Origin of the sequence: Pyrobaculum neutrophilum V24Sta, assembly GCF_000019805.1 — an archaeon.
GTDB classification, from domain to species: Archaea; Thermoproteota; Thermoprotei; order Thermoproteales; family Thermoproteaceae; genus Pyrobaculum; species Pyrobaculum neutrophilum.
Map to the genome: position 1 here is coordinate 297,334 of NC_010525.1, position 23,775 is coordinate 321,108.

Consider the following 23,775-nt stretch of genomic DNA (forward strand, 5'->3'; position numbering starts at 1 on the left):
TCATTATTTCTTTATTCTTATTCAACTACGAGAAACTATATCCCAAATAGCCTATAGCAAGTTTTACAGACATCTGGAGGCTCACCTATGGTGCCAACATCCATGTTGTACCTCCTATATTCAAACATTGACCTAAACTCCTTTGCTTTCTTTGAATTTATTATTTTTTTCAAGCTTATCATTTTTAAGTTTCCCCAACACGTCTTGGGGATCATATAAAAACGCATATTAAACAACCGGGGAATCTCAGGCAAGGGAAGCCCAAGGTAGACGCATGGGCATATATCGCCGTCGGCGGTTATAAAAACGGCCTTAGTCGGCGTTTCGGGGCACTCCGCCAGTTCAAATGGCGCTATGTTATCTGTCACAAAGCCGACCCCCACCTCCCTCGCGATCTGTTGTGCCTGTGCGAGAGCTCTCTCGATCTCTCTAGGCTTCTCCCACCTGTCTGAAAAAGCTTTTAACGATGCCACGTCGACGTTGAATAGATAGTTTAGGTTGCTTACTTTTACCCGGTCTACCCCGAGTCTAGCTGCCATTTTTACAAACTCGGGAAGCTCCCTGTAGTTATCGCCAAGTAGCATATATACAGCCACCGCCTCCGGCTTCTCATGCCTGATTCTTAACAAATATTCTACATTCTTAAAGACCACGTTGAAGTCGTTTCCAACTCTATATCTGTTATGAGTTTCGGCTCTAGCCCCGGCGAAAGTGACAGCGACGAGATCTATGGGGATCTCTACAAGTGTGCGAGCCACCTCCTCTCTCAGAAGCGTTCCATTTGTCGTAATTCCGACATTGGCTATCTTTTTTGCAGAAGCCGCCATTTCTATAAGACGCGGATGTAAAAGCGGCTCGCCCCACCCCTGCAGATGGATATATTCAGCCTCTTCTACCTCGGCAAGAAACCTCTTGTAGAGGTCAAAATCCATGAGCTTCACAGGCCAGAGGCCCCTCTGCCTAAAGTAGGAGACTGGGCAATATACACAGTTGGCGTTACATGCCGTAGAGACCTCAACCTGGTATATACGAGGTTTATACACGAGATATTACATCGGCTACGATATCTATTTTGTTACTCAAAAGTGAAAAACAAGATAATAAAAGAGATGTGTAAAAATGTAGTATGCTAGACGCCGTGTTGTTCATAGGCGTCCCATATCTCGCACTAGTAGTACTTATTATAGGAGTTCTAGCCAAGATAGGCGCCTGGATTTCGCCACGTGGGCTAACCTCTCTAGCCTCCGTAGCTGTAGTTTCCTACAACTGGAGCGCAGGAGCTAGAGCTGGAGAGGTGTTAAAACGGATATTGACATTCTACACACTGAAATACACCAACGACAAGTTGCTCTACTGGGGTGCGCTCCTCTTCCACTGGGGTATATTTCTAACTCTCTTACTAGGCCACACAGCTCTCTTCTTCTCCCCTGAGCAGCTTGCGGCAATGGGCATAGACCCATCCACTAGAAAAATAATAGCTATAGGCCTAGGGACGCTATTTGGCATTGTGGTAGTTATAGGATTAATCTTGCTCTGGGCTAGGCGGCTGACAAAGCCTGAGGTAAAAAGCTTTACCTTCGCCGACGATTGGTTTGCACTAGTCTTAATAACGGCGATAGTACTCGTAGGCCTAGTTAACACCGCAGTCATACATCCACATTATGACAAAACAGTTACGCCGTGGCTACAAAATCTACTGACAGGCAATGTAGCCGCGGCGTTAGAGGCCATAACTAAGGCGGAGCCGCTGGTTAAATTACACATATTCCTCGCAGAGGTGCTAATGATATACGTCCCATTTGGAAAAATGATACACCCATTTACAATATTCTTTGAACCTACAATTACATCTGCACCATATAAAGTATCTGGAAGCGAAGTTATTTTTTCAAAGTAAGTAATAAGGCTTATTTAAGACTAGACGTTTTTTCCACATGGCTGCACCCCCAAATCTACCGCCGCCAGATAAACTGCTCGAGATGGCTGAGCAATACCTCAAAGAGCTAGAGAAGGGGCCGTGGCCAAGCCACGTGGCGGAGATAAGGAAAACAGGCTACCCACTCCACGTATATGGCGTTGGTCTAGTCGCTAGAAAAAGCCCGTGGGGGCCTAGCGCGGTAAAGGCAAAGCGTCTAACGGGAGTATTGGCGAGAATTGCTAGAGATTGGGTGCCGAAGGGCGGAGAGGAGGTACACTTCAGAGTCTTCCACACCCCCGGTAGGTTTCTACCAACGAGCTACCTAAGGGGAATTATAAAAGTGGCCAGGGAGTACGGAATCGGCCTTGTGGAAGTGGTAGGTCAGACGGGCGCCATGGTGATTAATGTGAGGAGCAAAGAGGTGGGAGACGCCATGATTGAGGCGTTGAGGCAGGTTGGTACAGACGTAGGCGGTAGCGGCGACGCCATTAGAGAGCTGAATACATGCGTAGGCCCCGCCCTCTGCGAATTTGCGCTCTACGACACTCTGAAGTGGTTTACGGAGTTTAGAAAAGACAAGAAGATCCACGACGCAATTGCAGTGCCGGGGTTCCCCTACAAGTTCAAGATTAAATTCTCGGGGTGCCCCATGGACTGCGGTAGAGCAAACAGAGCAGACCTCGGCTTCATTGGAACATGGAAGGGCGCCCCCGAGGTAGACCAGGAGCTACTGAGGAAGAAGATAGAGGCGGGCGAGGTGGACCCCAACGACCTCGTTTCTAAATGCGCCGGGGGGGCGATAAGTTGGGACGCCGAAAAGAAAGAGCTGAAAATAGACGGCTCTAGGTGTAAGAAGTGTATGTACTGTATTAGGAAGGCGTACCCGGCCATCAAGCCAGGGAAAGAGAGACGTGTGGCTGTGGTGGTAGGTGGTGGATCAAAGGGGAGGTACGGTCCTAAGCTCGGCTGGTTTGTGGGGTACCTGAAGCCAGACGAGGTGCAGAAAGGCATAGAGTTGGTGTTTAAAGTTATTGAGCCGTGGGATAAGGAGGCGCAGGCCAAGGTACGCGTAGGAGACTACATCCTAATGACTGGGCTTTACCAATTCATAGAGAAGACAGGCATACAGCTAGAGGACACTCCGAAGCTTGTCGAAAAGTTGCCAGACAATGTGCCGTACCGCGTCTTGCCGGAGGAGGAGCGTAAGAAATATGCCCAGTTTGCAGAAGAACTAAGACGGGCGGTGGGGATATGAGCGCGATACAGTTAAACATACCCAACGAGCTCGACAGATTCTTGCCGGATATAGTCAAGAGGAACTACGGCAAGTGGAAAGAGAGGAAGTTCCACGGCCCCGGCATTATAGAGCACGTCTCCGAGACAGGCGAAAGGGTGTTCACCGTGAAAGCGGCTCTGCCGCCTAACGCCAGAGTTAGCGTAGACACGTTGGAGAAGTTTGCGGATATCGCCGATAAACTGGGCGTAGGCGCCCTGCGTATAACTATTGCGGGCAACGTCGAGTTTATCACAGACTCGCTTGAGAAAGCGCTGAAGATCAGAGAGGAGCTGGAGAAGCTGGGCTTCCCAGTGGGAGGCTGGGGAGGAGCGCTGTGGGGCATTAACACATGTACCGCGTTTCTCACATGTCAAATCGCGGTGATAGACGCGCCGAGCATCGGCAAAGCGCTTGGAGACGCCCTCAAGCCCTACTTCACGGGCGAGGAGAAGCTTCCCGCAAAGCTGAGGGTCTTCATATCTGGCTGTCCCTCGGGTTGTGCAGGAGGCACTGCTATTGACATAGCAATTGTCGGCATGTGGGGCGCCCCGCCCAAGATAAGAGAGGAGGTACTGCCGCTGTGTATGCCTCCTCCCAAAGCCCTTGCTAAAATACCAGAGAGCCAGGTATTCCTAGTGCAGGTGTGTCCAACCGGCGCGTTGACGCTAAGGAGAGAGGGAGAGAAGATAAAGCTTGTATTAGTGGGCGAGAAGTGTATCAACTGCGGCCGTTGTAAGGACAACTGCGACGCGTTTGACTACGACCCGAAGGACGTAGGCGCGGCCATATTGATAGGCGGCAAGATGGCGAATACAGGAGTTGGGCCTAGACTCGCCAGAGTACTTATACCGTGGATTCCTGCAAATCCGCCGAGATATGATGAAATAATCGCGGTTGTGAAAAAGGTTGTTGATGTGTGGAAGAAGCATGGCAGACCTGGAGAGAGACTTGCAGACTTCGTCGAGAGAATAGGCTGGGCAAAGTTCGTCGAGTTGGTGGGTGCGCCGAAAATGGCGGCGCAGTATCTATGGTGGCCAGACGCCGCAAGAACCTACCTGACATACAGGGCCAGGGGCGAGGTTATATTCAAAGGATTCAGAGATGCGCCATAGGGAGATACCCCCTGGAACACTACCCTTTTTCCTTGCCTACCAGACAGAAAATAGAGAGTTTTTCCACATCCCCCACTTCAAGATGTATGTAATTTCAGACCTCTCCCCCTCCTCGTACACGCTCAGTTTTATATGGTACGGAGTGAAGATACAGGGAGAGAAAGAGACCGCTATAGAGTTCACTGCGGATAATATACCGTGGGTTGGTAGAAAGACAAAGTTTGTACTTGTGCTCTTCCCCACAGAGGGGGGTTACCAACCGCTTCTCCGCGTTGAAATACCGCTAGGAGATGCCATGTTTCACTGGGACCGCATAGCTTATGCAATACTACAGGAGAGGCTACACAACCTCCTAGGCGATGGATATATAGTTTCTCAGATTTAAGTAACTAAATTTTTTATTTCATATAGTGATTAACGACATGCCGGTAAAATGTCCAGGGGAGTATAAAGTAGACGATGTAACAATAATATTAGACGAAGAATGTTTTTTATCAAATCCCGAGGTGTGGAATGAAAAAGTTGCCGAGTGGATGGCACGGGAGCTTGAGGGCATACAGAAGATGACCGAGGACCACTGGAAGGTAGTTAAGTACCTTAGAGAGTATTGGGAGACCTACGGCGTGTGTCCACCTATAAAGATGTTGCTAAAGGAGACTGGATTTACTCTTGAGCAGATCTACCAGCTATTTCCCTCGGGGCCTGCCAACGGCGCTTGTAAAGTAGCAGGAGCGCCAAAGCCAACAGGCTGCGTCTAGTCAAAACTTCTCTCACAATCGTCCACCAGAACCGTTTTTGGCGGCCTACCGGTATACAAAATGTACACTGCGTATTCTATCTGAACAACATGTATTTCATATGTACATTTTGTATTTGTAAAATTTATCTATATGTTACAGAGAGCTAGGTAATAAATTACTTAAATCTATCAATGAGAGACAGTTCATGTCTCAGCCAAAAAAGATAGACTGGTCCTCTCTATATAAGAAGGAGGATTGGTGGGCGTTGTGGCTAGGGCTGGCGCTCTTTTTCTATGCGTTTATAGGCTTCTACGCGTATAGAGACGCCCTGGGTTGGGTGCCGATGTGGAAGGTGTGGACAGATATCTCGTCGCCTGTGGCTGTGCCCAACCCCAAGTTGGTATTTGGCTCGCCTTGGGTAAACCTCATAGTGGCTTGGATAGTGATGATGTTGCTATTGATGGGCCCCGCCAAGCTAATTGGCATAAAGCCACTGGACTGGGTAAAGGGTTTCACTGTGATTTACTGGCTGTGGTGGATATGTGCAATAATTACAGGCTACAAACCTATCGCCAGTGTAGTGACTACTGAATTCGCTTTTACACTGGCATTGTTCATAGGCATCTTAATTGGCAATCTGCCCAAATTGCCACAGTGGCTGTTAGGGTCGGCGAGGGGCGAGTGGTTTATAAAAACTGCAATTGTCCTCCTGGGTGCTAAGATCCTTTTCACAGACTGGATTAGATACGGCGGCTCCGTCCTCACAATGGTCCTAATGGGGTTCCCCGTGTTTATGTTATTGGCCTTCCCCATATTTAGACTCTTCACAAAGAACACAGACTTAAGCGTTGTTTCAGCTGTCGGCGTTGGCGTCTGTGGAGTCTCTGCTGCTATAGCGGCGGCGGGCGCCATAGGGGCGCCTGCCATATACCCCACGATGGTTTCCGCTGCCATACTTATCTACGCTGCTGTCGAGTTGATAATACTGCCTATGGTTGCGATAAGTCTTGTTAAATCTGGTGTAATATCGGAAGCTGCCGCAGGCGCTTGGATGGGCCTTTCTGTGAAGACTGACGGTGCGGCGGCCGCTTCGGCAGAAATTGTCGCAAGAGGTATAGGCTCAGACACGCCGCTTAAAATAGGCGTAATGAGCAAAGTGCTCATCGACATCTGGATCGGCACAATCGCCTTCGTGCTTGCGCTAATTTGGGTATTCCTAGTCGAGCCTAGACGCGCCGCAGTAGCAACACAGAGGAAGCCGTCGCCGCTGGAGCTGTGGTTTAGATTCCCCAAGTTCGTCCTGGGGTACTTCTTCACTAGTCTCGTGGTCTCAGCGCTTATCTTAAGCCTTGCGGGCTCTGTATATGCAAAAGCGGCGAATCCCGTCGATGAGGCCACAAAAGCTGTTGTCCCCATAGTGGTAGGCCGCGGCACCGACCCGTTTAGAGTTCTGCTCTTCGGCCTCACATTTGTAGCTATTGGAATAAACACACGCTTCTCGCTGATGAAGCAGTATAAGGTGTGGAACCTCTTCATAGCCTACGGCATAGCGTTACTTGTAATAATAGGCGTTGCCTACCTCCTAGCCACTTCCTTCTTCCCCAAATAATCCCACTTTTTTCAATACCTTTTTCCAATTACACATAAACAAGTAAGTTATGTTAAAATACGTTAAAAGAAACTAGCTATGCCAGAAGTAAAAGGCCCGTATCTGGGGATGAAAATTCCGGAGGATTTATGTTTTGATACAGACGCCGGGAGGAGGTGCTTCCGCGACTACAAGGGCAGGTGGCTGTTGTTGTTTAGCCATCCCGGCGACTTCAGACCGGTCTGCACGACAGAGTTTATCGCGTTTGCGAAGAAATACGACGAGTTTAAGAAGAGGGGCGTCGAGCTACTCGGCCTTAGTGTAGACACCGTCTATAGCAATGTAGAGTGGAAGAGGCAGATAAAGCAGCTGTGGGGCGTCGAGATTCCATTTCCAATAATCTCTGACGTGCCAGATTTCCAAGTAGCAAGTTTGTTTAACGCAATTCCACCAGGCACGACAGTGACGGTGAGAGCCTTGGCGTTGATCGACCCAGAGCTAAAGCTAGTTTGGTTCGCCCTATATCCACTTGCAGTTGGTAGAGGCGTCGATGAAATATTACGTGTAATTGACGCAATACAATTTAACTATAAACATGGCTATCTGGCGCCTGTCGATTGGAGGCCAGGCGACCCAGTAATAGTCCCACCGCCTCAAAGATACGAGGGCGCTGAGAAGAGACTAAAGGAGACCGGAATCGAGTGCAAGACCTGGTGGTTCTGTACAAAGAAGTATGAAGAAGTAGTGGGATAGTTTTCTACTTCACGACTATAGGAAGAGTTTTTTCTTTTTAAGTCTCTGTTGTTTTTACCGACTCCCCAAAGGGTTCTTTGGATTGTCTTAAATTCTTTAGCGCCATTTACTTGGTATATTCGGGAACGTTGTCTAAGAAAACCATATCTCCCTCTACTCTAACTTTGTATCCAATGCCCTCTAGTATACCCCTTAATGTTTCTCTAATTGTTGCATTGTTAACACGGAAGGCGTTCGGCCCTACTCTATTTGCGTGAAATACCTTAGGCCCGACTCTTGTTAGTATTTCAAGAAACTCCTCTGGGCTGTAGTAGGCTCTTAGGAGGACTCCAGCCTCTTTGCCAACTTCATAGCCGCCTCGGCCAAGGCCTAGACTTCTCGCTAGGCGACATATGTGAACCATATCTATGGGGTCTACGCCGTGGTTTATTGAATCTACTGCGGCTTGTATTATAAACTCCAATACTTCGCTAGGTTTTCTCCCCAAGTTTTTCACTGCGCGGTAGAATTCTTCGGCTAGGTCTTTCCTGAGTGCAAGACGTGAATATTCTCTAACCATGTCAGAAATTGTACAGAAGTTATAATGTTTTTCCCTGACATTCTACTTCTACAGCAATTACTGGATTATATTGCGTCTTTGTTACACATCCAAACTGCTTGATTACCTCTTCGGCGAAGCGGGCGAGACACCTAGCTGAAAGGGGGCCGGCTGGTGCAAAATATATTCTCCAAACATTGCCTGTTTTATTAATTGTAAAACGGGCGGTGGGAAATTGTGCAAAGAGAAGAGACGCTACTCTTATAAATTCGTTAAAGTTTTTAAACTCTGAGAGGAGAGTTTTGCCAAATTTCTCCCCAGTTTCTTTCAGATAGTGTTCTATCTCAGGGTCGTTACAGATATCCCACTTTTTAGCTAGAAGTTCGAGGAAGGAAAGGGAGACTGGCACTACGTCAAATGCTATTATTTTTTCAAGTAGTTTATACATCTCAAGAGCGTTTACCGGTGTTAGACCTCGTTTCATCAACTCCATAGCTAATTTAAGAGAGTCTGTAGCTAGTCTAACAACCGAAAATCCGTGGCTTTTTGCTAGAGACGCCACTTCTCTAGCTACATCTCCCTCTACTGGTACTGTAGATCTAGACACGATCAGGAATGAAAGTTATTATTTATATCTACTACAGCTGTGGTGTGTCCCTTCTGGAAACTTTAGTAGCGGTCTAATCGTTTCTTCTACCGCGGGAGGTAGCCTCAGCCGGTCGAGCTGAGTTATTATATAGGCTTGGCTGGCAACCCAGTCGCATATATATGCTTCTCTTATAGTAAAGCTCAGCTTCTGTATTGCGGCTCCAAGCGCGGCTAGGTAAAACGTTGCGGCTGTGTCGCCTAGTCCTACCCCCCAGATCTTTCTAACTGCGTCAAGCCAGCGGGGGTCTTCCTCTTCTACAAGGAGGGCTATGGCCCCCTTCACTGTGGCTTGGTAGCCTCTGCCTGCCGGGAGGATCAAGCGATTTTTGGCGAGGGCATAGACGGCGCGGTAGACGGCAGAAGTGCTTAACTCCACCTCTTTTGCCACGGCGTATGGGGTAAGCGGCTTGGGCCAACGCTCTACGTATCTCTTCAGTACGGGGCGCCACCCCTCCGGCAGAGGCGGTGTGAGGTCTTGCCAAAAATATCTAATGAGTCCAAGCATAGGTTAATTTAGCTCTTTATATAAATCCTTTTCGTTTATACGTATTGTACAGTTTTTATATCTCTTGTACTCTTTATTTATATTTTGTAATTGATATATAACTTATGTACACTATTCTTTCGGATATAAAAATAATAAATTTTTTAAAACTATGACAACCATCTTTTCCAATGGCGACCAATAGGCGCGACTTTATAAAACTCTCTGCGACAACTTTAATTACAACTTCTACACTTGGCGTATTTACATATGGAAGTACACATGAGACAACTAGCTCGTTGACTTTTGAAAAAGTAGTTCCCGTTATGTGTGGGGCATGTGGCGCAGGTTGTGGTCTCTTATATATAGAGCGGGGGGGCCGCCGTTATTTATTACCCAACTCTGGACACCCATCGCCTGGCCTATGCGCAAGAGCGGCTTCGGCACTTCAGATGTGGAACCACCCCCTCCGTCTCAAGAGGCCTCTGAAACGTGTCGAGAGCGGCTTCGTGGAGGTCGACTGGGACACGGCCTTGAACGAAATCGCAGCAAAGCTTAAGGACATCGTTTCGAAGTACGGCCCCGAGAGCGTAGTGATCACAAGACACGACGTCCACTCCTGGTTCCTCCCACTCTTCGCCGCGTTGATCGGAACGCCGAATCTCATAGGCCACGAGGGGACGTGTCACTCCGCCTCGACGGCGGCGAGAAGGGCTGTGTTAGGTGCGAGCGGGCCTCCGACGGTAGATCCCGATTATAGAAATGTAAAATATCTAGTGTTGCTAGGCCGTGTTTTAGATGCAGCTATGGGACATGTGAGGAGTTTAGCCAAGGCTAGAGAGAGGGGGGCAAAGATCGTTGTTATAGATCCTAGAGCTCCTAACATTGCCTTTGGCGCTGTGGAATGGGTGCCGATTATTCCTGGGACCGATGCTGTTTTTCTAGCCTCTATGGCCTATGTGATAATTTCAAAGAAGTTGTATGATGTAGAATTTCTTAAGTTTTATACGAACGCGCCTATGTTAATAAAGCCAGATGGCAAACCTCTGAGAGGCAAGGAGATAGGTGTTGAGGCAGACTACGTCGTGTGGGATAACGCGACACAAGCACTGGCGCCGCTTGGAAAAGCAAAGGACCCCGCTCTTGAGCTTACAGACGAGGTAAGACAGAAGCTAGGCGGGGCTAAGACCGTCTTCGAGCTGTTTAGAGAACGTGTTTCTAAATACCCGCCCGAGAAGGCTTCTGAAATTACAGGAGTGTCGGCTGAGGTAATTACTAAAATTGCAGAAGAGTTTGCAAAAAACAAGGGCGTTATTGAAGATGGATGGTTTACCTCAAGAAATGGCAATGAATTTGATACATACCGCCTAGTCCTCATCTTAAACGCCTTAGTTGGCAACATAGATAAACAAGGCGGCCTTTGTTTCCAAGAGTCAGCTAAGTACCCAAATGTGTGTGACCCCGTGGGACCTGACATTATGACAGTTACCGGCATGAAAATACCTACGCCGACTGCCAAGAGAATAGATACATCAAAATACCCGCTAGCTGTTTCGACGTTTAACGCAGTGTATGACGCAATTTTAGCTGGAGAGAATATAAAGGCGCTGTTTATAGTTGGGACTGCCCCTCTACAGAGAGATACCAACTACCAGAGGGCGGTGGAGGCGTTAAAGAAATTGGAGCTGGTAGTTGCGATCGACATCTTTCCGCATGACCATGTGGACTACGCCCACTACATCCTCCCCGATCTTATGTTTCTAGAAAGGGAGGAGGTGGCGGTCGTTAAGTGGACTCTCCACGCTGCTATCCAGATGTCGCATAAGGCTCTCGACCCGCCGCCGGGCGTAGACGCCAGACATGCTCCATGGATCTTGATGGAGATCATGAGAAGGGCCTTTCCGGAGAGGGCTAAGCTTGTTGGCTACGACGAGAGATATGCCGACCCCCACGCCTTTGAGGAGTGGGAGAGGCAGCTGGTGGAAGCCGCACTGAAGAAGGTGGCCGACGCGTTTAAGATGCCGCTGGACGAGATCAAACGGCAACTAGAGGAGAAGGGGTTCGTGGTGCTGAAGCGCAAGGAGTACGGCGTTAGGCCCTACAAGACGAAGCTCGGCACGCCCACTGGCTTGGTGGAGATATACTCTTTCACTGCGCTTAAATACGGCCTCGACCCCCTCCCCGACTATAGACCTCCGCTGTATACCCCGCCGAAAGCTCCCAACGAGTTCTACCTAGTCAACGGGAAGGATCAGGTGGTTTCTGCACACTTCGCCTTTACGCCAAACGCCAGGTTCCTCGCCGATAGATCTGTCTGGATGAATCCAAAAGATGCGGAACGTCTGGGTATAAGAGACGGCGATGTGGTAGAGCTCGAGGGTATCGACACAGGTTTTAAAGCTGTGGCTAGAGTCAAAGTGACAAATAGAGTTAGGGAGGGGGTTCTCTTCACGTATTCCTTCATAGGAGGCAGGAGATCTGGCTTTATTAACGGCGACCTCGCTTGGCTGAGGGAGGGCGTTAACCCGCAGTGGTTCGCCACTGGGAAGATAGAGCCGGTGGTTGGGTCCGCCCCCACCAACGCCACGGTTAGGGTGAGGAGGCTATGACGCGGCTAGTCCTCCTCTGGGATCGCTCAAGATGTGTAGCTTGTGGCGCTTGTGTTGTAGCATGTAACGCCGCTAATTATAATAGTAGTGGCGAAATGAATAAAATGTGGGGGTGGCTTAAAAGCAATATTAAAATGGTCGAAGTTAAATCAGGGCCTAAACCAACGTTATATCTTGTCTATTGTCAACACTGCGATAAGCCGTATTGCGTTGCAACATGTCCTACAAATGCTCTGTATAAAGATAGAGATGGCTTAGTAAAACTACGGGAGAGCTCTTGTATAGGCTGTAAATACTGTTTAGCCGCTTGTCCATATGGAGCGGTGTGGTGGGATGAGAAAAATAACAAACCTGCGAAGTGTGTGGGGTCTGAATGTTTAAGAAGAGTATCAGAGGGGTTAAGACCTGTATGTGCAGAGGTCTGTCCCTCCGGCGCGTTGGTATTTGGAGATATAGAGAGTCCCTCTAGTGAGGTATCACAGAGATTTACTAAGGGAGAATACATTAAGCCGCCAGAAGACGAGGGGACAAAAGCCGTTATAGAGACGAGAAGTACGTTAAAATCATTAACTACAGCAGGAGGCGCGGCGCTCGCTGGCGCCCTCGCCGTGTTGGGCTTAGCCGCCTGGCGGCGGGAGAGAGTACAGGAGAAAAAACAATAGAAAAGTTTTTAAACTTCTACCTAGCTATTATACATGGATAAAGTAGAAGTTGTAAGTATCGGGTATAGGATAGCCCACCACTGGAATTTGCTTTTGTTTACTGTGTTGGCGATAACTGGGGGCGCCCTATTCGCCATCGAGGTGCTGGCCCCGCTGGTGTACGCCGTGGGCGCCCCCCTGGCGGCGGCTGTGGGCACCGACGCCGTCACGGCGGGGGCGCAGCTACTGAGGACATCCCACAGATTTCTGGGGCACATATGGGGGGCGTTGCTCCTGGTGTACGCCGTCAATCTGCTATTCTTTAGAAAGGTGAGGATTTTCGACGCCCTCCGCAAGCCGCTTGGCCGGCAGATTAGGGAGGCTAAGGCGCTGGCGGGGCACTACCTCCTCGGCAGGCCGCTTCCCGAGGACGTCAAGGCGTCTATGGAGAGGCACAACGTGTTCGTTGCCTACATGGCGCTTCTGCTTATCGCGTCCGTGGTCCTCCTCTCCATAAGCGGCGTGGCGCTTGTCTATAGAGATGCCCTTGGCCTATCTGTGGAAGAGGCGAGGCTTATGCTGTTGCTACACGACGTCGGCTTCGCCCTTGGGCTACTCTTCGTGGCGCTCCACGTGTTCGCCGTGTTGCACCCCGCCAACAGGCCGTTGCTCAACGCCATGTTCGGCGACGGGACCATCCCACTAGACTGGGCAAAAACACACATGCCAAACTACCTGAGGAGACGTGGAGCCGCTGTGTAAATAATCACTTTTTCCTATAGTTTTAATAACGTGCCCCGCCTTTTAGGCGGGGTTTCTCCTCACGCCTCTCTTCATTGAGGGCCAAGTCTCTTCCACGACTTCACGTCCGAGCTCCGGCCGGCCCTCTCTAAGACATCGCTCATTTAATCAACACGCGGGATTAGCAGAGTGAAGCAAGTTCTATTGTAGAGGTGTGTCCCGCCGGCGACATCAACGATCAGTCTCGCGGAGACTGGTATGTGGCGAAGGCTACTGGAGGTCAAGGGCCTAAGTACTTTGTGGACGGTGACATATTGGAAAGAACAAAGAAGGAGGTGGAGAGTGGAAAAGCCTTATCGTCGGTGAAATGATTGTTTTAAATATGGGCGGAGAGGGTCCGTGGTCGTGGCGGTCTCTGTCAAAGCCAGGGTGGCATCCCCGTGTCTCCTCACGGGCTGGTCCGGGTCGCTGGTGTACAACTTCTTTCTAACTGCCATTAGGAGGTCTGCTGAGCCCAAGGGGAGGGTCTACGCCCACCCCCTCTACTACGGCGGCGCGCCCGTCCTCTCGGGGCTGAACGGGTCCCAGAGGGCCTTCGAGCCGGGGGCCGCCTTCGAGCTCCGGGCCCTCCTCTCCGACCACGACGCGCGGCTTCTTCTGGACTCCCTCGCCGCAGAGCCCAGGGTGGAGGCCGGCTGCGTGTTCGAGGCGGTGGGGGTCGACATCGCGCCGGCCGACGGGAAGCTGGAGGAGGGCCACGGCATGGCCGCCGTCGACGTGGCGTTTTACCCCACCGCCTTCATGTTCCACGGGAGAGACGTCCTCTACCCCTCACCCCAGAGGCTCGCCTACAGCCTAGCCAAGACTTACCGCCAGCTCTACGGCGTTGATCTAAAGGAGTTGGCTGACCGGGCCCCCACGGCGCTGGAGCTCGTCGGCATGCGCGTCAGAACTGGGTGGCTTAACATAGGCGAAGCTAGGAAGGTGCCAGTATTCCACGGAAGAGCACGCCTAGCCATATATGGAGACGTCGGCAAGTGGCTATCCCTTCTAAAGCTGGGCGAGCTAACCGGCGTAGGAATTTCAAGAGCAATAGGGCTCGGCAAATACAGAATTGAAAAGGTGGAGATCCTCATATAATTTTTAACCCCCCAGATGTCCCCATGCTGATGGTCACATGGCGGAGTATAGCGTAGATGCCGCCGGACGCGGGACGCCGTAGCTAGCCCGGCGCAGGGCTTGCTCTAGAGACACCGCGGCGTGTGTGGCGGAGAAGAGTTATATAGGGACGGCGTTTTTCGGCCGTGCCGGTTCTGCTCAGGGCTAAGGCCCACGGGCTTGTTGTCACTGGGAAGAACCTTTGGTACGAGGGGTCGCTGACGTTGGGAAGAGACATAATGGAGGCCGCCGGGTTCTACCCCCTGGAGAGGGTGGAGGTCTACAACGTGACAAACGGCGCTAGGTTCTCCACATATGTTATACCGGGCGCCGCGGGGGAGGTGGTGCTCAACGGCGCCGCGGCGAGGCTCGGCGAGGTGGGCGATGTGCTCATCGTCGCCGCGTACGACTGCGTAGAGGACCCAACTGCCCACGTTGCGACAGTAGCCATATTCCAAGGCAACAGGCTGAAGGAGGTGAGGAAGATTCCGACGGGGGTCCCCTAAACACAAACATACATAAGTAACTCGATTTGTATATACAAAGATGGATATAGAAAATTTTATATGTACATATCAAGATTTGGTATATGAGGTGTAGCAAGGCGGGCATGTGCGTAACGCCCCTCGGCCTGGGGACCTTCGGGGTGGGGGGCGACTTCTGGACAGAGGATAGGGGGCGGGACTACGAGGCCGTCACAGCCCTGAGGAGGGGCCTCGAGCTGGGCGTCGGGCTTGTGGACACTTCGGAGCTGTACGGGAGAGGCCACGCCGAGGAGCTCGTCGGCGTGGCCGCCGGGGGGCTAGCCGGCGTTGTAATCATCACGAAGCTACAGCCCACCTCCGTCACGCTGGACGAGGTGGTGAAGAGGGCTGAGGCCTCCGCCAGGAGGCTGGGGAGGAGGCCCACAGCCGTCGCCATCCACTGGGTGCCCCCCAACGTCTCCGTATGCGACGTGGTTAAGGTGCTGGAGGCGGCGGTGGAGAAGGGAGCCGCCGACTACTACGGCCTCACCAACGTCACAGCCGGCATGCTGAAGACGGCGCTCGTGTGTGCAAAGAAGACCCAGCCCGCCTTTGTACAGAACAGATACAGCCTGCTACATAGACGCGACGAGATAGACGTGATCCCCCTGGCCAAGAGGGAGGGCCTAATATACATGGCCTACAGCCCCCTGGAGAGGGGGGCCCTCGCCCTCGACTCCTACCTAGCCCAGGTGGGGCAGAGGTACGGCAAAACCGCGGCCCAGGTGGCTCTGAACTGGTACATAAAGGCGGGGATAGTCCCCATAGTAAAAGCGGCCAACGTAGAACATGTGGAGGAGAACGCCGGAGCCCTCGGCTGGGCCCTCTCAGACAGAGACTGGGAGGAGATAAACAAGTTCTACATACAGTACCGCTACGTCAACGAATAAGATATAAAACCGCATCCTTTTTCCGCGGTGGTCCGCGTTGTAGTGGTGGGCGGCGGCATTGCCGGCATATACTTCACATACAAGCTACTCACTCTCACGAAGAAAGCCGAGGTGGTGTTGGTGGAGCCGAACCCCTACCACAACTTCGTAATCGGCGTCCCAATGGCCTACGCCGGCTTGATCAACTTCTCCGATCTCCTCTTCCCACTCTCCTCTCTAAAGAGGGTGAGGCACGTCCGCGACCGCGCCGTCTCTCTAGACGCCGGCCCCTCCATTAGGCTTGAAAGAGCTTTCACGCTTAGGGGGGACTACATCGTGTTGGCGCCGGGGGCATACAAGGTGGGCACGGCGGACTACTGGACGGTGGAGGGGGCGGAGGCGCTGTATCAAAAGATCGTGAGGGCCCCCGCCGTCAGGTTCGTGGTAAGCGAGTTCACGCCGGTTATGGGCTTCCAGGAGCTGGCCTACTCCATCAAGACCCGCTTCCCCGAGAAGGACGTGTCTATACACCTGGTCTATATATCTGACGACTACCTCTTCCTCCTGGAGCCCTGGCGCGCGTCTGCGGCGAGGGTCGGCGTTCAAGTGTCTATGGACCCCCCGCCCCCCGACGGCCTACACATCTCGGTGCCAGCCGTGAGGCCCCACCCCATCGCCCACGACCTAGAGGTCAACCCGGCTACTATGGAGACGCAGATAGAGAGGGTCTTCCTGATAGGGGACTCCTCCCTCCTCCGCCTCGGCCTTCCCCCGGTGGGCTGGGGCGCCCTCTGGCAGGCCAGCGCCGCCGCCCAAGCCATCGCCAGCGAGGTGGAGAAGGGCTACATAGAGGTGGAGGCTGAGGAGTGGAGCGCCAAGGACCCCGACAAGTTCAGGCAGTGGCTAACCTACCGCATGACCACGGGCACCCCCCTAGCCCACCTAAAAGGCCTCTACGACCTCTGGAAAAAGCTGTTTTCAACCCTATAACTAGAACCAGTTTCGTTTCAGTTTTAACTTTGACAAAAAGACTTTAATATTCACATTGTTAATAGCGCTATGCCGAGGTACGCCCTGGCGGGGCCGGCAAACGTGGGGAAGTCTTCGCTTTTTTACGCCTTGACTGGGATATATGTAAGAACTGCAAATTACCCAGGTACCACTGTGGAGATAAGAAGGGCGTTGATAAGGCGGGGAGGTGTTACAATTGAAGTGGTAGATCTCCCAGGAATTATCAATATAAAGAGTCCCGTGGATGAAGATGAAAGAGTTGCGTTCCGCGAGGCGTTTGAAGGGAATTACGACGGCGTTGTAGTGGTGGCGGCGCCACATGCAACAAAAGAGGCGATTGAGCTTGCGAAGTTGGTAAGTCAGAAGAAGCCCGTGATCTTTGTCTACAACATGGTGGACTTGGCAAAGCCGCCTTGGACCGAGGAGGAGCTATCTAAAACACTCGGCGTGCCCGTGGTATTTACATCTGCCGTAAAACGCGTTGGCATAGACAAATTAACCGAGTTAATGGCAAGGGGGGTGGGGGGTAAAATTACGGGAGATGTCCACATAGAAGTGCCGGCGGCCGTGGCCCTAAAAGCCGGCATCATCGCCAGACCCCCCTTTGCCGTTGCTACCCTACTGTTGCTCGGATTGGCCATGTTGTTTTTCCTACTCGCCTTCATGGAGGGGGTGACGCCCTTTGGCGAATTTCCATATGCGTTTATCCCCACGTGGGATTCCATTAGCGAATCTGTGGCCGAGGCGATTAAGGCGTCTGTCGGCGACCCCGTCCTCGCCTCTCTGTTGGCGGACGGCCTCTGGGGAGCCCTCTCTACCGTGGTGTCTATCTCGGTGTACGTCCTGGTGGCGCTCGCCCTAGTTCTGTTTTTTGAGGACAGCGGCCTCATAGGGCTACTGACGTACAAGCTGGAGAGGAGGTTGGCGGCACTGGGCATACCGCCGAGGGGGTTGGTGTGTCTCCTCGTGGGGGTGTCGTGTAACGTCCCGGCTGTCTCCACGGCGAGGGTGCTCTGGGGCCATGGAAACAGGCTGTTGACAGCCCTCCTCGTTCCCTACGTGCCGTGCGTGGCTAGGTTGGCGATATTTACGGCAGTGGCTGTCGCCGCTTTGACAAAAACGCCCTACTTAATCCCCCTGGCGATCTTCCTGCCCTACGCCGCCGCCTTTGCCGTATTATGGGTCGCCTCAGCTGTATATAGGTTAATGTCTGGCGTAAAGCCGGTGCCCGCCGGAGAGGTGCCGCCGACGCCCCTCATGTTGCCAAACGGCCGCATATATCTGACGAAGCTGGCTATCTCCATGAAGGACTTTTTTACAAAGGTGGGGCTTCTAATCGCCATATTTGTCGCCGCGCTGTGGCCGCTGACGCACTTCGGCCCCGGCGGATACACGGAGGACATGGCCGCGTCGTATCTAGCGGAGCTCGGCAGGGCGATAGAGCCCCTCTTCGCCCCCCTGGGCCTTCCGTGGAACGTGGCGGCGAGTCTAGTGGGGGGCTGGGTGTTCAAGGAGGTGGTGCTTGGCCTCATGGAGGGGCTCAAGGCCCTGGACGCACTGGTTGCTCTGCCGCTGCCCTCGGTCTTGGCCTTCCTAGTCTTCTCGGCGTTCTACTCCGCCTGCGTCGCCACCCTAGCCGCCGTCTACAGAACAGCCGGCGCAAGGGCGACCGCGCTGTCGGCGGCTGTCCAGCTGGCCTTGGCCTACGCCGCCGCCTATCTAACGTTCGTCGCAACCTCTGCACTGATGCGCTGAGTAGAGGGCCATGTCTATGTACACCTCGGCCGAGTTCTCGAGGTAGTCCAAAACCCTAACCGCGTGAAGAGTCTCCCTCTCCCCCCGCGCCGCCTCCAGCGCCATGTGCCGCATGCCCCCCAGCCTTCTGAGGTACTCCAGAGCCCCCTCCAGATCCCCCCTAGCTCTCTCGAGCCCCTCAGCCGCCTCCGCCAGGAGCTTAAACAGCCGCCTGTCCGCCTCCTCCGCGGCGAGAGCCGCCAGGTGGTCGGCGGCCCGCTCGAAGTACCTAGCCAGCTGGATGTAGAAGGGGCAGGTGGGCGTGGGCCACCTCACGCAGAGCCTGCTCATCCTCAGCCTGTGCCTATCCACCTCCTGGTCCAACGCCGATATCCCCCTGGGGCTGGCGGCCCCAGCCGCCAGGGCGTCCGCCATGTACCTCACAGCCCTAAGCATCATCTCCGCCACCGCCCCCTTGTCCACCAGGCTGTCGAAAAAATCCACCCTAACCTCCCCGCCGGTCTCCGCCGCCCGGCCCTCCACCACCTCCAGAGCAGGCCTAAGCGCGTCGAGAGCCCCCGGCGGCGCCTCCGCCAAGACGACCGCGTCGAAGCCAGACGCGTAGGCCCCAACCACCACCTTCTCCACCCCACCCCGCCACGTAAACCTGGCGGTTCTCTCAACCCCCGCCGGCTTAACCCCCAGGAAGGGCCCCTCCCAGTACACCACCACCTCCTCAACCCCAAAACGCGATATGTACTCCTTAGGCAGATAAACCACGTAGGACCCCCTCACCCTAATCAGCCTCCTGTTGGCGGACCTCATAGAGAAAACGCGGTAGAAAAATATTGCCCCATGTCACCCGGCAATCGCCGTCGACGCGGCCCACGCCTGGGGTCCTCGCCGGCGCCTCGGGCGGGGCCGGCGGGGAGGCTACCCCCTCCGGTCGCGGCCCCAGCCGCCGCTGTAGGCTTGAAAGCCGTCTGCCTGCGCAAGGGGTGCAGATTTGAGCGCGTAGGGGCCCGCCTACCCAGTTTTCGTATGAAAGGGGCCGCGCCGCCTCCCACCGCCGCGGGGGCCGAAGCCGCATGGATCATATGCGCCAGGCATTAAATCCCCCGGAGGAGGGCCCGCCATGGAGAGGAAAATCCTCTACATCGGGGCCGTGTTGGCGTTGGCAATCGTCGCCGCCGTGGTTGGGCTCTACCTGGGCCAGCAGACGACGCAACCAGCCACGCCGACCCCCGCCCAGCAGACACAAACCACGCCGCAACCTGCCCAAACAACGCCGGCTACTACGCAAACTCCACAGAGCTCTCCTCCGCAGACGTCAACTCAGCAGCCTCAAGCCTCTCCGCCCGGCTGCGGCGGGGTTAGTGGGGAGATCGTGGCTGGGGGCGCCACATTCCCCGGCCCCCAGTATGACGCCTGGATTAAGCAGTTCAGCGAGATCACGGGGGGTAGGGTGAAGATCACCTACAACTACCTCGGCTCGGGCGCCGGCCAGGCGGGCCTTATAAAGGGCGAGCTGGCCTTCGCCGGGTCGGACCTCCCGCTGGCCCCCGCCAGGTACCAGGAGCAGAGGGGCAAGATACTGCAGTTCCCCGTGGTGATGGGGGGCATCCTGGTGGTGTACAACGTGCCCGAGGTGGCCTATGAGAAGACGGGGAAGAGGCTGAACCTCACGGCGGAGATAATCGGCGACATATACATGGGCAAGATACGCTACTGGGACGACCCCAAGATCAAGGCCGTCAACCCCGCCCTCGCTGACCGCCTCCCGCACCAGCCCATCACCCCGGTACACAGGTCGGACGCGTCTGGCACAACCGGCTGGTTCACCCTCTTCCTAACAAAGGCCTACCCGCAGTGGAACCAGACGGTGGGGTGGGGCCTATCTGTTAACTGGCCCGTCGACCAGATGGGAGTCGCCAGAGCCGGCCAGGGCAACCCCGGCGTGGCGCAGCTCGTGTTGAACACGCCCTACTCCATAGGCTACGTTGAGTACAACTACTGGGTCACCCAGCGGCAGAAGTTCGACGCCGTGGGCGGATACGCCCTCGTCCAAAACGGCAACGATGGGAAGTTCTACGACCCCACGCCGGAGACCATTGCGGAGGCCGCCTCCGAGGGGCTGAGGCAGGTGGCGGCTAAGATGGGCGGGTTCCCCAGCGCGTCTGACAACTGGTGGCAGGTGGTGCAGCTGTTCGCCTACCCGCCCAGGGGCTACCCCATTGTGGGGCTCTCCTTCGCCATGATAAGGACGGACTACAGCGGCTACCCAGACCCGAACACAGCCGCCGTGGTGAAGTGCTTCTTCCGCTACGTCCTCACCGAGGGCCAGAAGCGCCTAGTCGAGGGCTACCTCCCCCTGCCCCCGGAGCTGGCGCAGGTGGGCCTTAAGGCGGTGGGATGACGGCCGAGGCGTTGATACTCCTGTTTTTCCTATACGCCGCCTCCGCCCTCTTCCTCTTTTTCACAAGACTTCGGGCGGGCCTCAGGCTGCTCGCCCTGGCGGTGCCGGCGGTCGTGGCGGCGATGGTGGCGGTCTTCCTCGCCGGCGCTCTGCCCGCCCTCTCTAGGGAGGGGCTCTCCCTCTTCACAAGCTCCCTCTGGTCCTCCAGCGACGAGCGCTACGGCCTGCTGGGGGCGCTGTGGGGGACCTTCATAACGACCGCCGTCGCCCTCCCCCTGGCGGCGGCTATGGCGGTCTCCTTCGCGGTGTTTGTAAACGACATCGCGCCGGCGGGCCTCAGGAGGGGGCTGTCGGCCTTCATGGATCTGACGGCCGCGGTGCCCACGGTGGTCTACGGCCTGTGGGGCGCGGCCTTCCTCACCAAGTTCATACCGCCGAGCCTCCTAGCCGCCTCTCTCCTCCTAGCGGCCATAATTACGCCGTATGCCGCCGCCGTGATTAGGGAGGGGTACGCCTCTGTGCCGAGGGAGATCGCCGAGGCGGTGTACTCCCTCGGCGCCACCAAGTTCGAGGCGGCCCTTGTCAAGCTCCGCTACATTAGAAACTACGTGCTCGGCGGCGTCTTCCTGGCGCTGGGGAGGGCGGTGGGGGAGACCGTGGCCGTTTCGATGGTGGTGGGCGGCAACCCCAGCTCCGGCGTCACCCTGAACCTCCTCAGCTCCGGCGTAACGGTCTCCTCCCTAATCGCCCTCCAGATGCCGTACGCCGACGCCACCGCCTACATGAAGCCCGCCCTCATGGCGGCTGCCCTGTTGCTGGCCGCGGCTGGACTTGCCATAAACGCCGCGGCGGTCTACCTCCTGTTTAAGAAATGAGGAGGGCGGTAAACGCCGCAGGCCTAGCCCTCTTCGCCGCCCTGGGCCTGCTGTCGCTGGCGCCGCTGGCCCTCGTGGTGGGGGACGTCCTCTACAGGGGGCTCGCCGCCATGTGGAAGCTCGGGCCCGGGTTCCTAACCGCCCTGCCGCCGACTCCCCTCGACGAGAGCGGGGGCGTGGGGCCGGCGCTGGCGGGCACCCTCTACATGACGGCGCTGGGCGCGCTGGCGGGCTTCCTCCTGGGGTTCCCCATCGGCGTATACATCGGCGAGTACAGGTGGGAGCTGGCGGCCAGGCTGGCCAGGGTGGGGGTGAACGTGCTGGTGGAGTTCCCCACCATAACCATAGGCCTCTTCGTCTACAGCCTAAGCGGTCTGCTGACCCCCGCGCTTAGGGCTCTGCCGCGGCCCCCGCCGCCCCTCGATCTATTCGTGGGGCCTCCCTCTGTCTTCAACGCATACGCGGGGGCCGCGGCGCTGGCGTTGATCATGACGCCGTACGTGGCGCTCTTCACCGCTTCGGCCTACGCCTCTGTGGCGGCGGGGCTGAGGGAGGCGGTGTACTCCATCGCCGGGGACGAGAGGAGGGCCCTCTTCGTGGCGATGAGGAAGGTGCTCTCCCGCGTCATAACGGCGGCGGCTCTCCTGGGCACGGCCAAGATAGCCGGCGAGACCGCCCCCCTCCTATTCACCGCGGGGTACAGCAACTACTACGGCCCCTTCACGAGGGAGACTGCCTCCATCCCGGTGCTGATATACAGGTCGGCCTTGGCCCCCTACCCCATATACCACGAGGTGGCCTACGCGGCGGCAGCCCTACTGCTCCTCCTGGTGCTAGCCGCCTACGCCCTTGCCCAGCTGGCGGCGAAGAGATAAAAAACGGAGCGCCCCCGGCGTGTGCAGATCTTCCGCCCCTACAGAGACCACGCCAGAAGCGCCGCCTTTCTAGACGACAAGCGGCTGGGCAAACAGAGGGTTGAGGCCAAGCAGGTGATCCTCGCAATACTGAGGCGGAGGGGGGTTCTGCGAGACGGGAGGAGGGGCTGGCTGAACCACCCCATCGTGTTGATGTACGACGCGGGGCCCTACATAGACGACCTTGTGGCCTACTTCCACGCCGTGGTGGAGGAGTGGAGGCGCAGGGGGCGCCGCAACTCTCTGTCTCTAGCCGACGTGCAGCACCTCATCGCCCTGCTCCCCTCGGCCCCCGGCACCCCCATAACCCACACCCACGAGGTGGAGTACAGAAGGGTCCTCCTCCTCAAGGACCCGTGCCACTACCTCGGCAAGCTGACGGAGGAGGAGCTGGCCGAGGTGCTGGAGACCGACCCCACCCCCATACCCGGCGTAAACACCTGGATCTTCCAGATATGGGGCCGCTACAGGCAGTTCGTAGAGGCGCTGAGGAGAGGACAGGTTGACTGCAGAGGCATATTCCCGCGGGATAGGTGACGCGACGGGCCCCGCCGCAGGCGCGGGGTAGCCCCGGAGGGGCGCCGGATAGCAGAGAAACTTAAAAACTTTAGAATTTCTGCATGCGCCTCGTAATTACCTGTATGGACTACCGCCTAAGCGAGGAGGTCCTCAGGAGGGTCGGCCCAGGGGACCTCGTGGTCAGGACCGCCGGCGCCAACGTAAGAGGCGTGGCGAGGTCTCTCGCGGGGCTCCCCGTCCAGGAGGTGCTCTACCTACCGCACACAGACTGCGCCGCCTTGAAGCTAGTCTACTCGGCCCTATCCCAGGGCCAGCCCGCCGACCCCCTGGTGGAGGAGGCTCTGGTGTCTCAGTACAGAGGCCGCCGCCCCGCCGACCTAGAGGAGCTGGAGAGGCTACACGTGGAGACCCAGGTGGCCATCCTCAGAACCCTCTTCCCCCACGCCAGGATCACCGTCGAGACAATAGACGTGTCCAAAATAAGGTGGCCCCCTAGGAAGCCCGTCTACCACCTCCTCAAGCCCCAGAGCCGCTACACCCAAGACATGATCGGCGCCTACATAATACAGGCCTTCAGGAGAGAAGACGTCCAGCCCGACATCAAGGTGGCGCAGACGCTGGGCCTCGCCCCCGGCGTCGCAGAGCTCTAGCCACACGGCGGGGCTCCGGCGGGCCGGACTCAAGCAGTTCCACACGCCGGGTAGGCC

At 55.3% G+C, this 23,775-nt stretch carries 25 protein-coding genes; 20 read left to right on the plus strand and 5 right to left on the minus strand.

Translation table 11 applies throughout. The features are described 5' to 3' along the window. Nucleotides 1–35 precede the first annotated feature (35 nt). Nucleotides 36–1,043, minus strand: a complete 1,008-nt coding sequence (locus TNEU_RS01700; RefSeq protein ID WP_012349713.1) for a radical SAM protein — start codon at nucleotides 1,041–1,043, stop codon at nucleotides 36–38. Between the two features lie 83 nt (nucleotides 1,044–1,126). On the opposite strand from TNEU_RS01700, the gene TNEU_RS01705 reads away from it, so the two are divergent. The 7 genes from TNEU_RS01705 to TNEU_RS01735 all read left to right on the plus strand — a co-directional run bounded on the left by TNEU_RS01705 (nucleotide 1,127) and on the right by TNEU_RS01735 (nucleotide 7,387). Beyond that, complete coding sequence (locus TNEU_RS01705) at nucleotides 1,127–1,897, plus strand: respiratory nitrate reductase subunit gamma (protein ID WP_012349714.1); 771 nt, start codon at nucleotides 1,127–1,129, stop codon at nucleotides 1,895–1,897. Between the two features lie 37 nt (nucleotides 1,898–1,934). Continuing rightward, on the plus strand, nucleotides 1,935–3,173 hold the full coding sequence (gene dsrA / locus TNEU_RS01710) for a dissimilatory-type sulfite reductase subunit alpha (RefSeq protein WP_012349715.1): 1,239 nt from the start codon (nucleotides 1,935–1,937) through the stop codon (nucleotides 3,171–3,173). Further along, nucleotides 3,170–4,306, plus strand: coding sequence for a dissimilatory-type sulfite reductase subunit beta (gene dsrB / locus TNEU_RS01715; protein WP_012349716.1), 1,137 nt, complete (start codon nucleotides 3,170–3,172; stop codon nucleotides 4,304–4,306). The genes dsrA and dsrB overlap by 4 nt, the downstream gene beginning before the upstream one ends. Next, nucleotides 4,296–4,691, plus strand: a complete 396-nt coding sequence (locus TNEU_RS01720) for a hypothetical protein (RefSeq protein WP_012349717.1) — start codon at nucleotides 4,296–4,298, stop codon at nucleotides 4,689–4,691. The genes dsrB and TNEU_RS01720 overlap by 11 nt, the downstream gene beginning before the upstream one ends. Before the next feature lie 37 nt (nucleotides 4,692–4,728). Next, nucleotides 4,729–5,064, plus strand: a complete 336-nt coding sequence (locus tag TNEU_RS01725) for a TusE/DsrC/DsvC family sulfur relay protein (protein ID WP_011761927.1) — start codon at nucleotides 4,729–4,731, stop codon at nucleotides 5,062–5,064. A 187-nt stretch (nucleotides 5,065–5,251) separates the two neighbouring features. Beyond that, on the plus strand, nucleotides 5,252–6,655 hold the full coding sequence (locus tag TNEU_RS01730; protein ID WP_012349718.1) for a putative sulfate exporter family transporter: 1,404 nt from the start codon (nucleotides 5,252–5,254) through the stop codon (nucleotides 6,653–6,655). Between the two features lie 78 nt (nucleotides 6,656–6,733). Further along, nucleotides 6,734–7,387, plus strand: a complete 654-nt coding sequence (locus TNEU_RS01735; RefSeq protein ID WP_012349719.1) for a peroxiredoxin — start codon at nucleotides 6,734–6,736, stop codon at nucleotides 7,385–7,387. Nucleotides 7,388–7,493: 106 nt separating this feature from the next. On the opposite strand, the gene TNEU_RS01740 is transcribed toward TNEU_RS01735, so the two are convergent. Genes TNEU_RS01740 through TNEU_RS01750 form a run of 3 tightly spaced genes read right to left on the minus strand, consistent with a single transcriptional unit; the run spans nucleotide 7,494 to nucleotide 9,078 of the window. Next, nucleotides 7,494–7,946: a hypothetical protein gene (locus tag TNEU_RS01740; protein WP_012349720.1), complete on the minus strand. Its 453-nt coding sequence runs from the start codon at nucleotides 7,944–7,946 to the stop codon at nucleotides 7,494–7,496. A 19-nt stretch (nucleotides 7,947–7,965) separates the two neighbouring features. Beyond that, the gene (locus TNEU_RS01745; protein WP_012349721.1) at nucleotides 7,966–8,532 is read right to left on the minus strand and encodes a hypothetical protein; all 567 of its coding nucleotides are present in this window, start codon (nucleotides 8,530–8,532) and stop codon (nucleotides 7,966–7,968) included. Between the two features lie 18 nt (nucleotides 8,533–8,550). After that, on the minus strand, nucleotides 8,551–9,078 hold the full coding sequence (locus tag TNEU_RS01750; protein WP_012349722.1) for a hypothetical protein: 528 nt from the start codon (nucleotides 9,076–9,078) through the stop codon (nucleotides 8,551–8,553). 170 nt (nucleotides 9,079–9,248) lie between these two features. Here TNEU_RS01750 and TNEU_RS01755 point away from each other — a divergent pair, with 170 nt between their 5' ends. From TNEU_RS01755 to TNEU_RS01790, 8 genes are all read left to right on the plus strand, one after another. Next, nucleotides 9,249–11,666, plus strand: coding sequence for a molybdopterin-dependent oxidoreductase (locus TNEU_RS01755; protein ID WP_012349723.1), 2,418 nt, complete (start codon nucleotides 9,249–9,251; stop codon nucleotides 11,664–11,666). Beyond that, on the plus strand, nucleotides 11,663–12,328 hold the full coding sequence (locus tag TNEU_RS01760) for a 4Fe-4S dicluster domain-containing protein (protein ID WP_012349724.1): 666 nt from the start codon (nucleotides 11,663–11,665) through the stop codon (nucleotides 12,326–12,328). The genes TNEU_RS01755 and TNEU_RS01760 overlap by 4 nt, the downstream gene beginning before the upstream one ends. A gap of 33 nt (nucleotides 12,329–12,361) precedes the next feature. Further along, on the plus strand, nucleotides 12,362–13,069 hold the full coding sequence (locus TNEU_RS01765; RefSeq protein ID WP_012349725.1) for a cytochrome b/b6 domain-containing protein: 708 nt from the start codon (nucleotides 12,362–12,364) through the stop codon (nucleotides 13,067–13,069). Nucleotides 13,070–13,447: 378 nt separating this feature from the next. Continuing rightward, on the plus strand, nucleotides 13,448–14,188 hold the full coding sequence (gene cas6 / locus TNEU_RS01770; protein WP_012349726.1) for a CRISPR system precrRNA processing endoribonuclease RAMP protein Cas6: 741 nt from the start codon (nucleotides 13,448–13,450) through the stop codon (nucleotides 14,186–14,188). 164 nt (nucleotides 14,189–14,352) lie between these two features. Continuing rightward, nucleotides 14,353–14,712: an aspartate 1-decarboxylase gene (locus TNEU_RS01775; protein WP_012349727.1), complete on the plus strand. Its 360-nt coding sequence runs from the start codon at nucleotides 14,353–14,355 to the stop codon at nucleotides 14,710–14,712. An 83-nt stretch (nucleotides 14,713–14,795) separates the two neighbouring features. Then, on the plus strand, nucleotides 14,796–15,620 hold the full coding sequence (locus tag TNEU_RS01780) for an aldo/keto reductase (RefSeq protein ID WP_012349728.1): 825 nt from the start codon (nucleotides 14,796–14,798) through the stop codon (nucleotides 15,618–15,620). A 27-nt stretch (nucleotides 15,621–15,647) separates the two neighbouring features. Continuing rightward, complete coding sequence (locus TNEU_RS01785) at nucleotides 15,648–16,589, plus strand: NAD(P)/FAD-dependent oxidoreductase (RefSeq protein WP_012349729.1); 942 nt, start codon at nucleotides 15,648–15,650, stop codon at nucleotides 16,587–16,589. A gap of 69 nt (nucleotides 16,590–16,658) precedes the next feature. Beyond that, the gene (locus TNEU_RS01790; RefSeq protein WP_012349730.1) at nucleotides 16,659–18,365 is read left to right on the plus strand and encodes a ferrous iron transporter B; all 1,707 of its coding nucleotides are present in this window, start codon (nucleotides 16,659–16,661) and stop codon (nucleotides 18,363–18,365) included. Here the strand turns inward: TNEU_RS01790 and TNEU_RS01795 are convergent. After that, nucleotides 18,330–19,169 (minus strand): hypothetical protein, encoded by an 840-nt coding sequence (locus TNEU_RS01795; RefSeq protein ID WP_012349731.1) that lies wholly within the window; start codon nucleotides 19,167–19,169, stop codon nucleotides 18,330–18,332. The genes TNEU_RS01790 and TNEU_RS01795 overlap by 36 nt on opposite strands. Before the next feature lie 310 nt (nucleotides 19,170–19,479). Between TNEU_RS01795 and pstS the strand changes: the two genes are divergently transcribed. From pstS to TNEU_RS01820, 5 genes are all read left to right on the plus strand, one after another. Then, nucleotides 19,480–20,760, plus strand: a complete 1,281-nt coding sequence (gene pstS / locus TNEU_RS01800) for a phosphate ABC transporter substrate-binding protein PstS (protein WP_012349732.1) — start codon at nucleotides 19,480–19,482, stop codon at nucleotides 20,758–20,760. Further along, complete coding sequence (gene pstC / locus TNEU_RS01805) at nucleotides 20,757–21,635, plus strand: phosphate ABC transporter permease subunit PstC (protein WP_012349733.1); 879 nt, start codon at nucleotides 20,757–20,759, stop codon at nucleotides 21,633–21,635. Before pstS ends, pstC begins: the two co-directional genes overlap by 4 nt. Then, entirely contained in the window at nucleotides 21,632–22,510 is an 879-nt protein-coding gene (locus TNEU_RS01810; protein ID WP_012349734.1) for an ABC transporter permease family protein, read from the plus strand. Before pstC ends, TNEU_RS01810 begins: the two co-directional genes overlap by 4 nt. A 21-nt stretch (nucleotides 22,511–22,531) precedes the next feature. Continuing rightward, nucleotides 22,532–23,086: a pyrimidine dimer DNA glycosylase/endonuclease V gene (locus TNEU_RS01815; protein ID WP_012349735.1), complete on the plus strand. Its 555-nt coding sequence runs from the start codon at nucleotides 22,532–22,534 to the stop codon at nucleotides 23,084–23,086. Between the two features lie 83 nt (nucleotides 23,087–23,169). Next, on the plus strand, nucleotides 23,170–23,718 hold the full coding sequence (locus TNEU_RS01820; RefSeq protein WP_012349736.1) for a carbonic anhydrase: 549 nt from the start codon (nucleotides 23,170–23,172) through the stop codon (nucleotides 23,716–23,718). The last annotated feature ends 57 nt before the right edge of the window (nucleotides 23,719–23,775 follow it).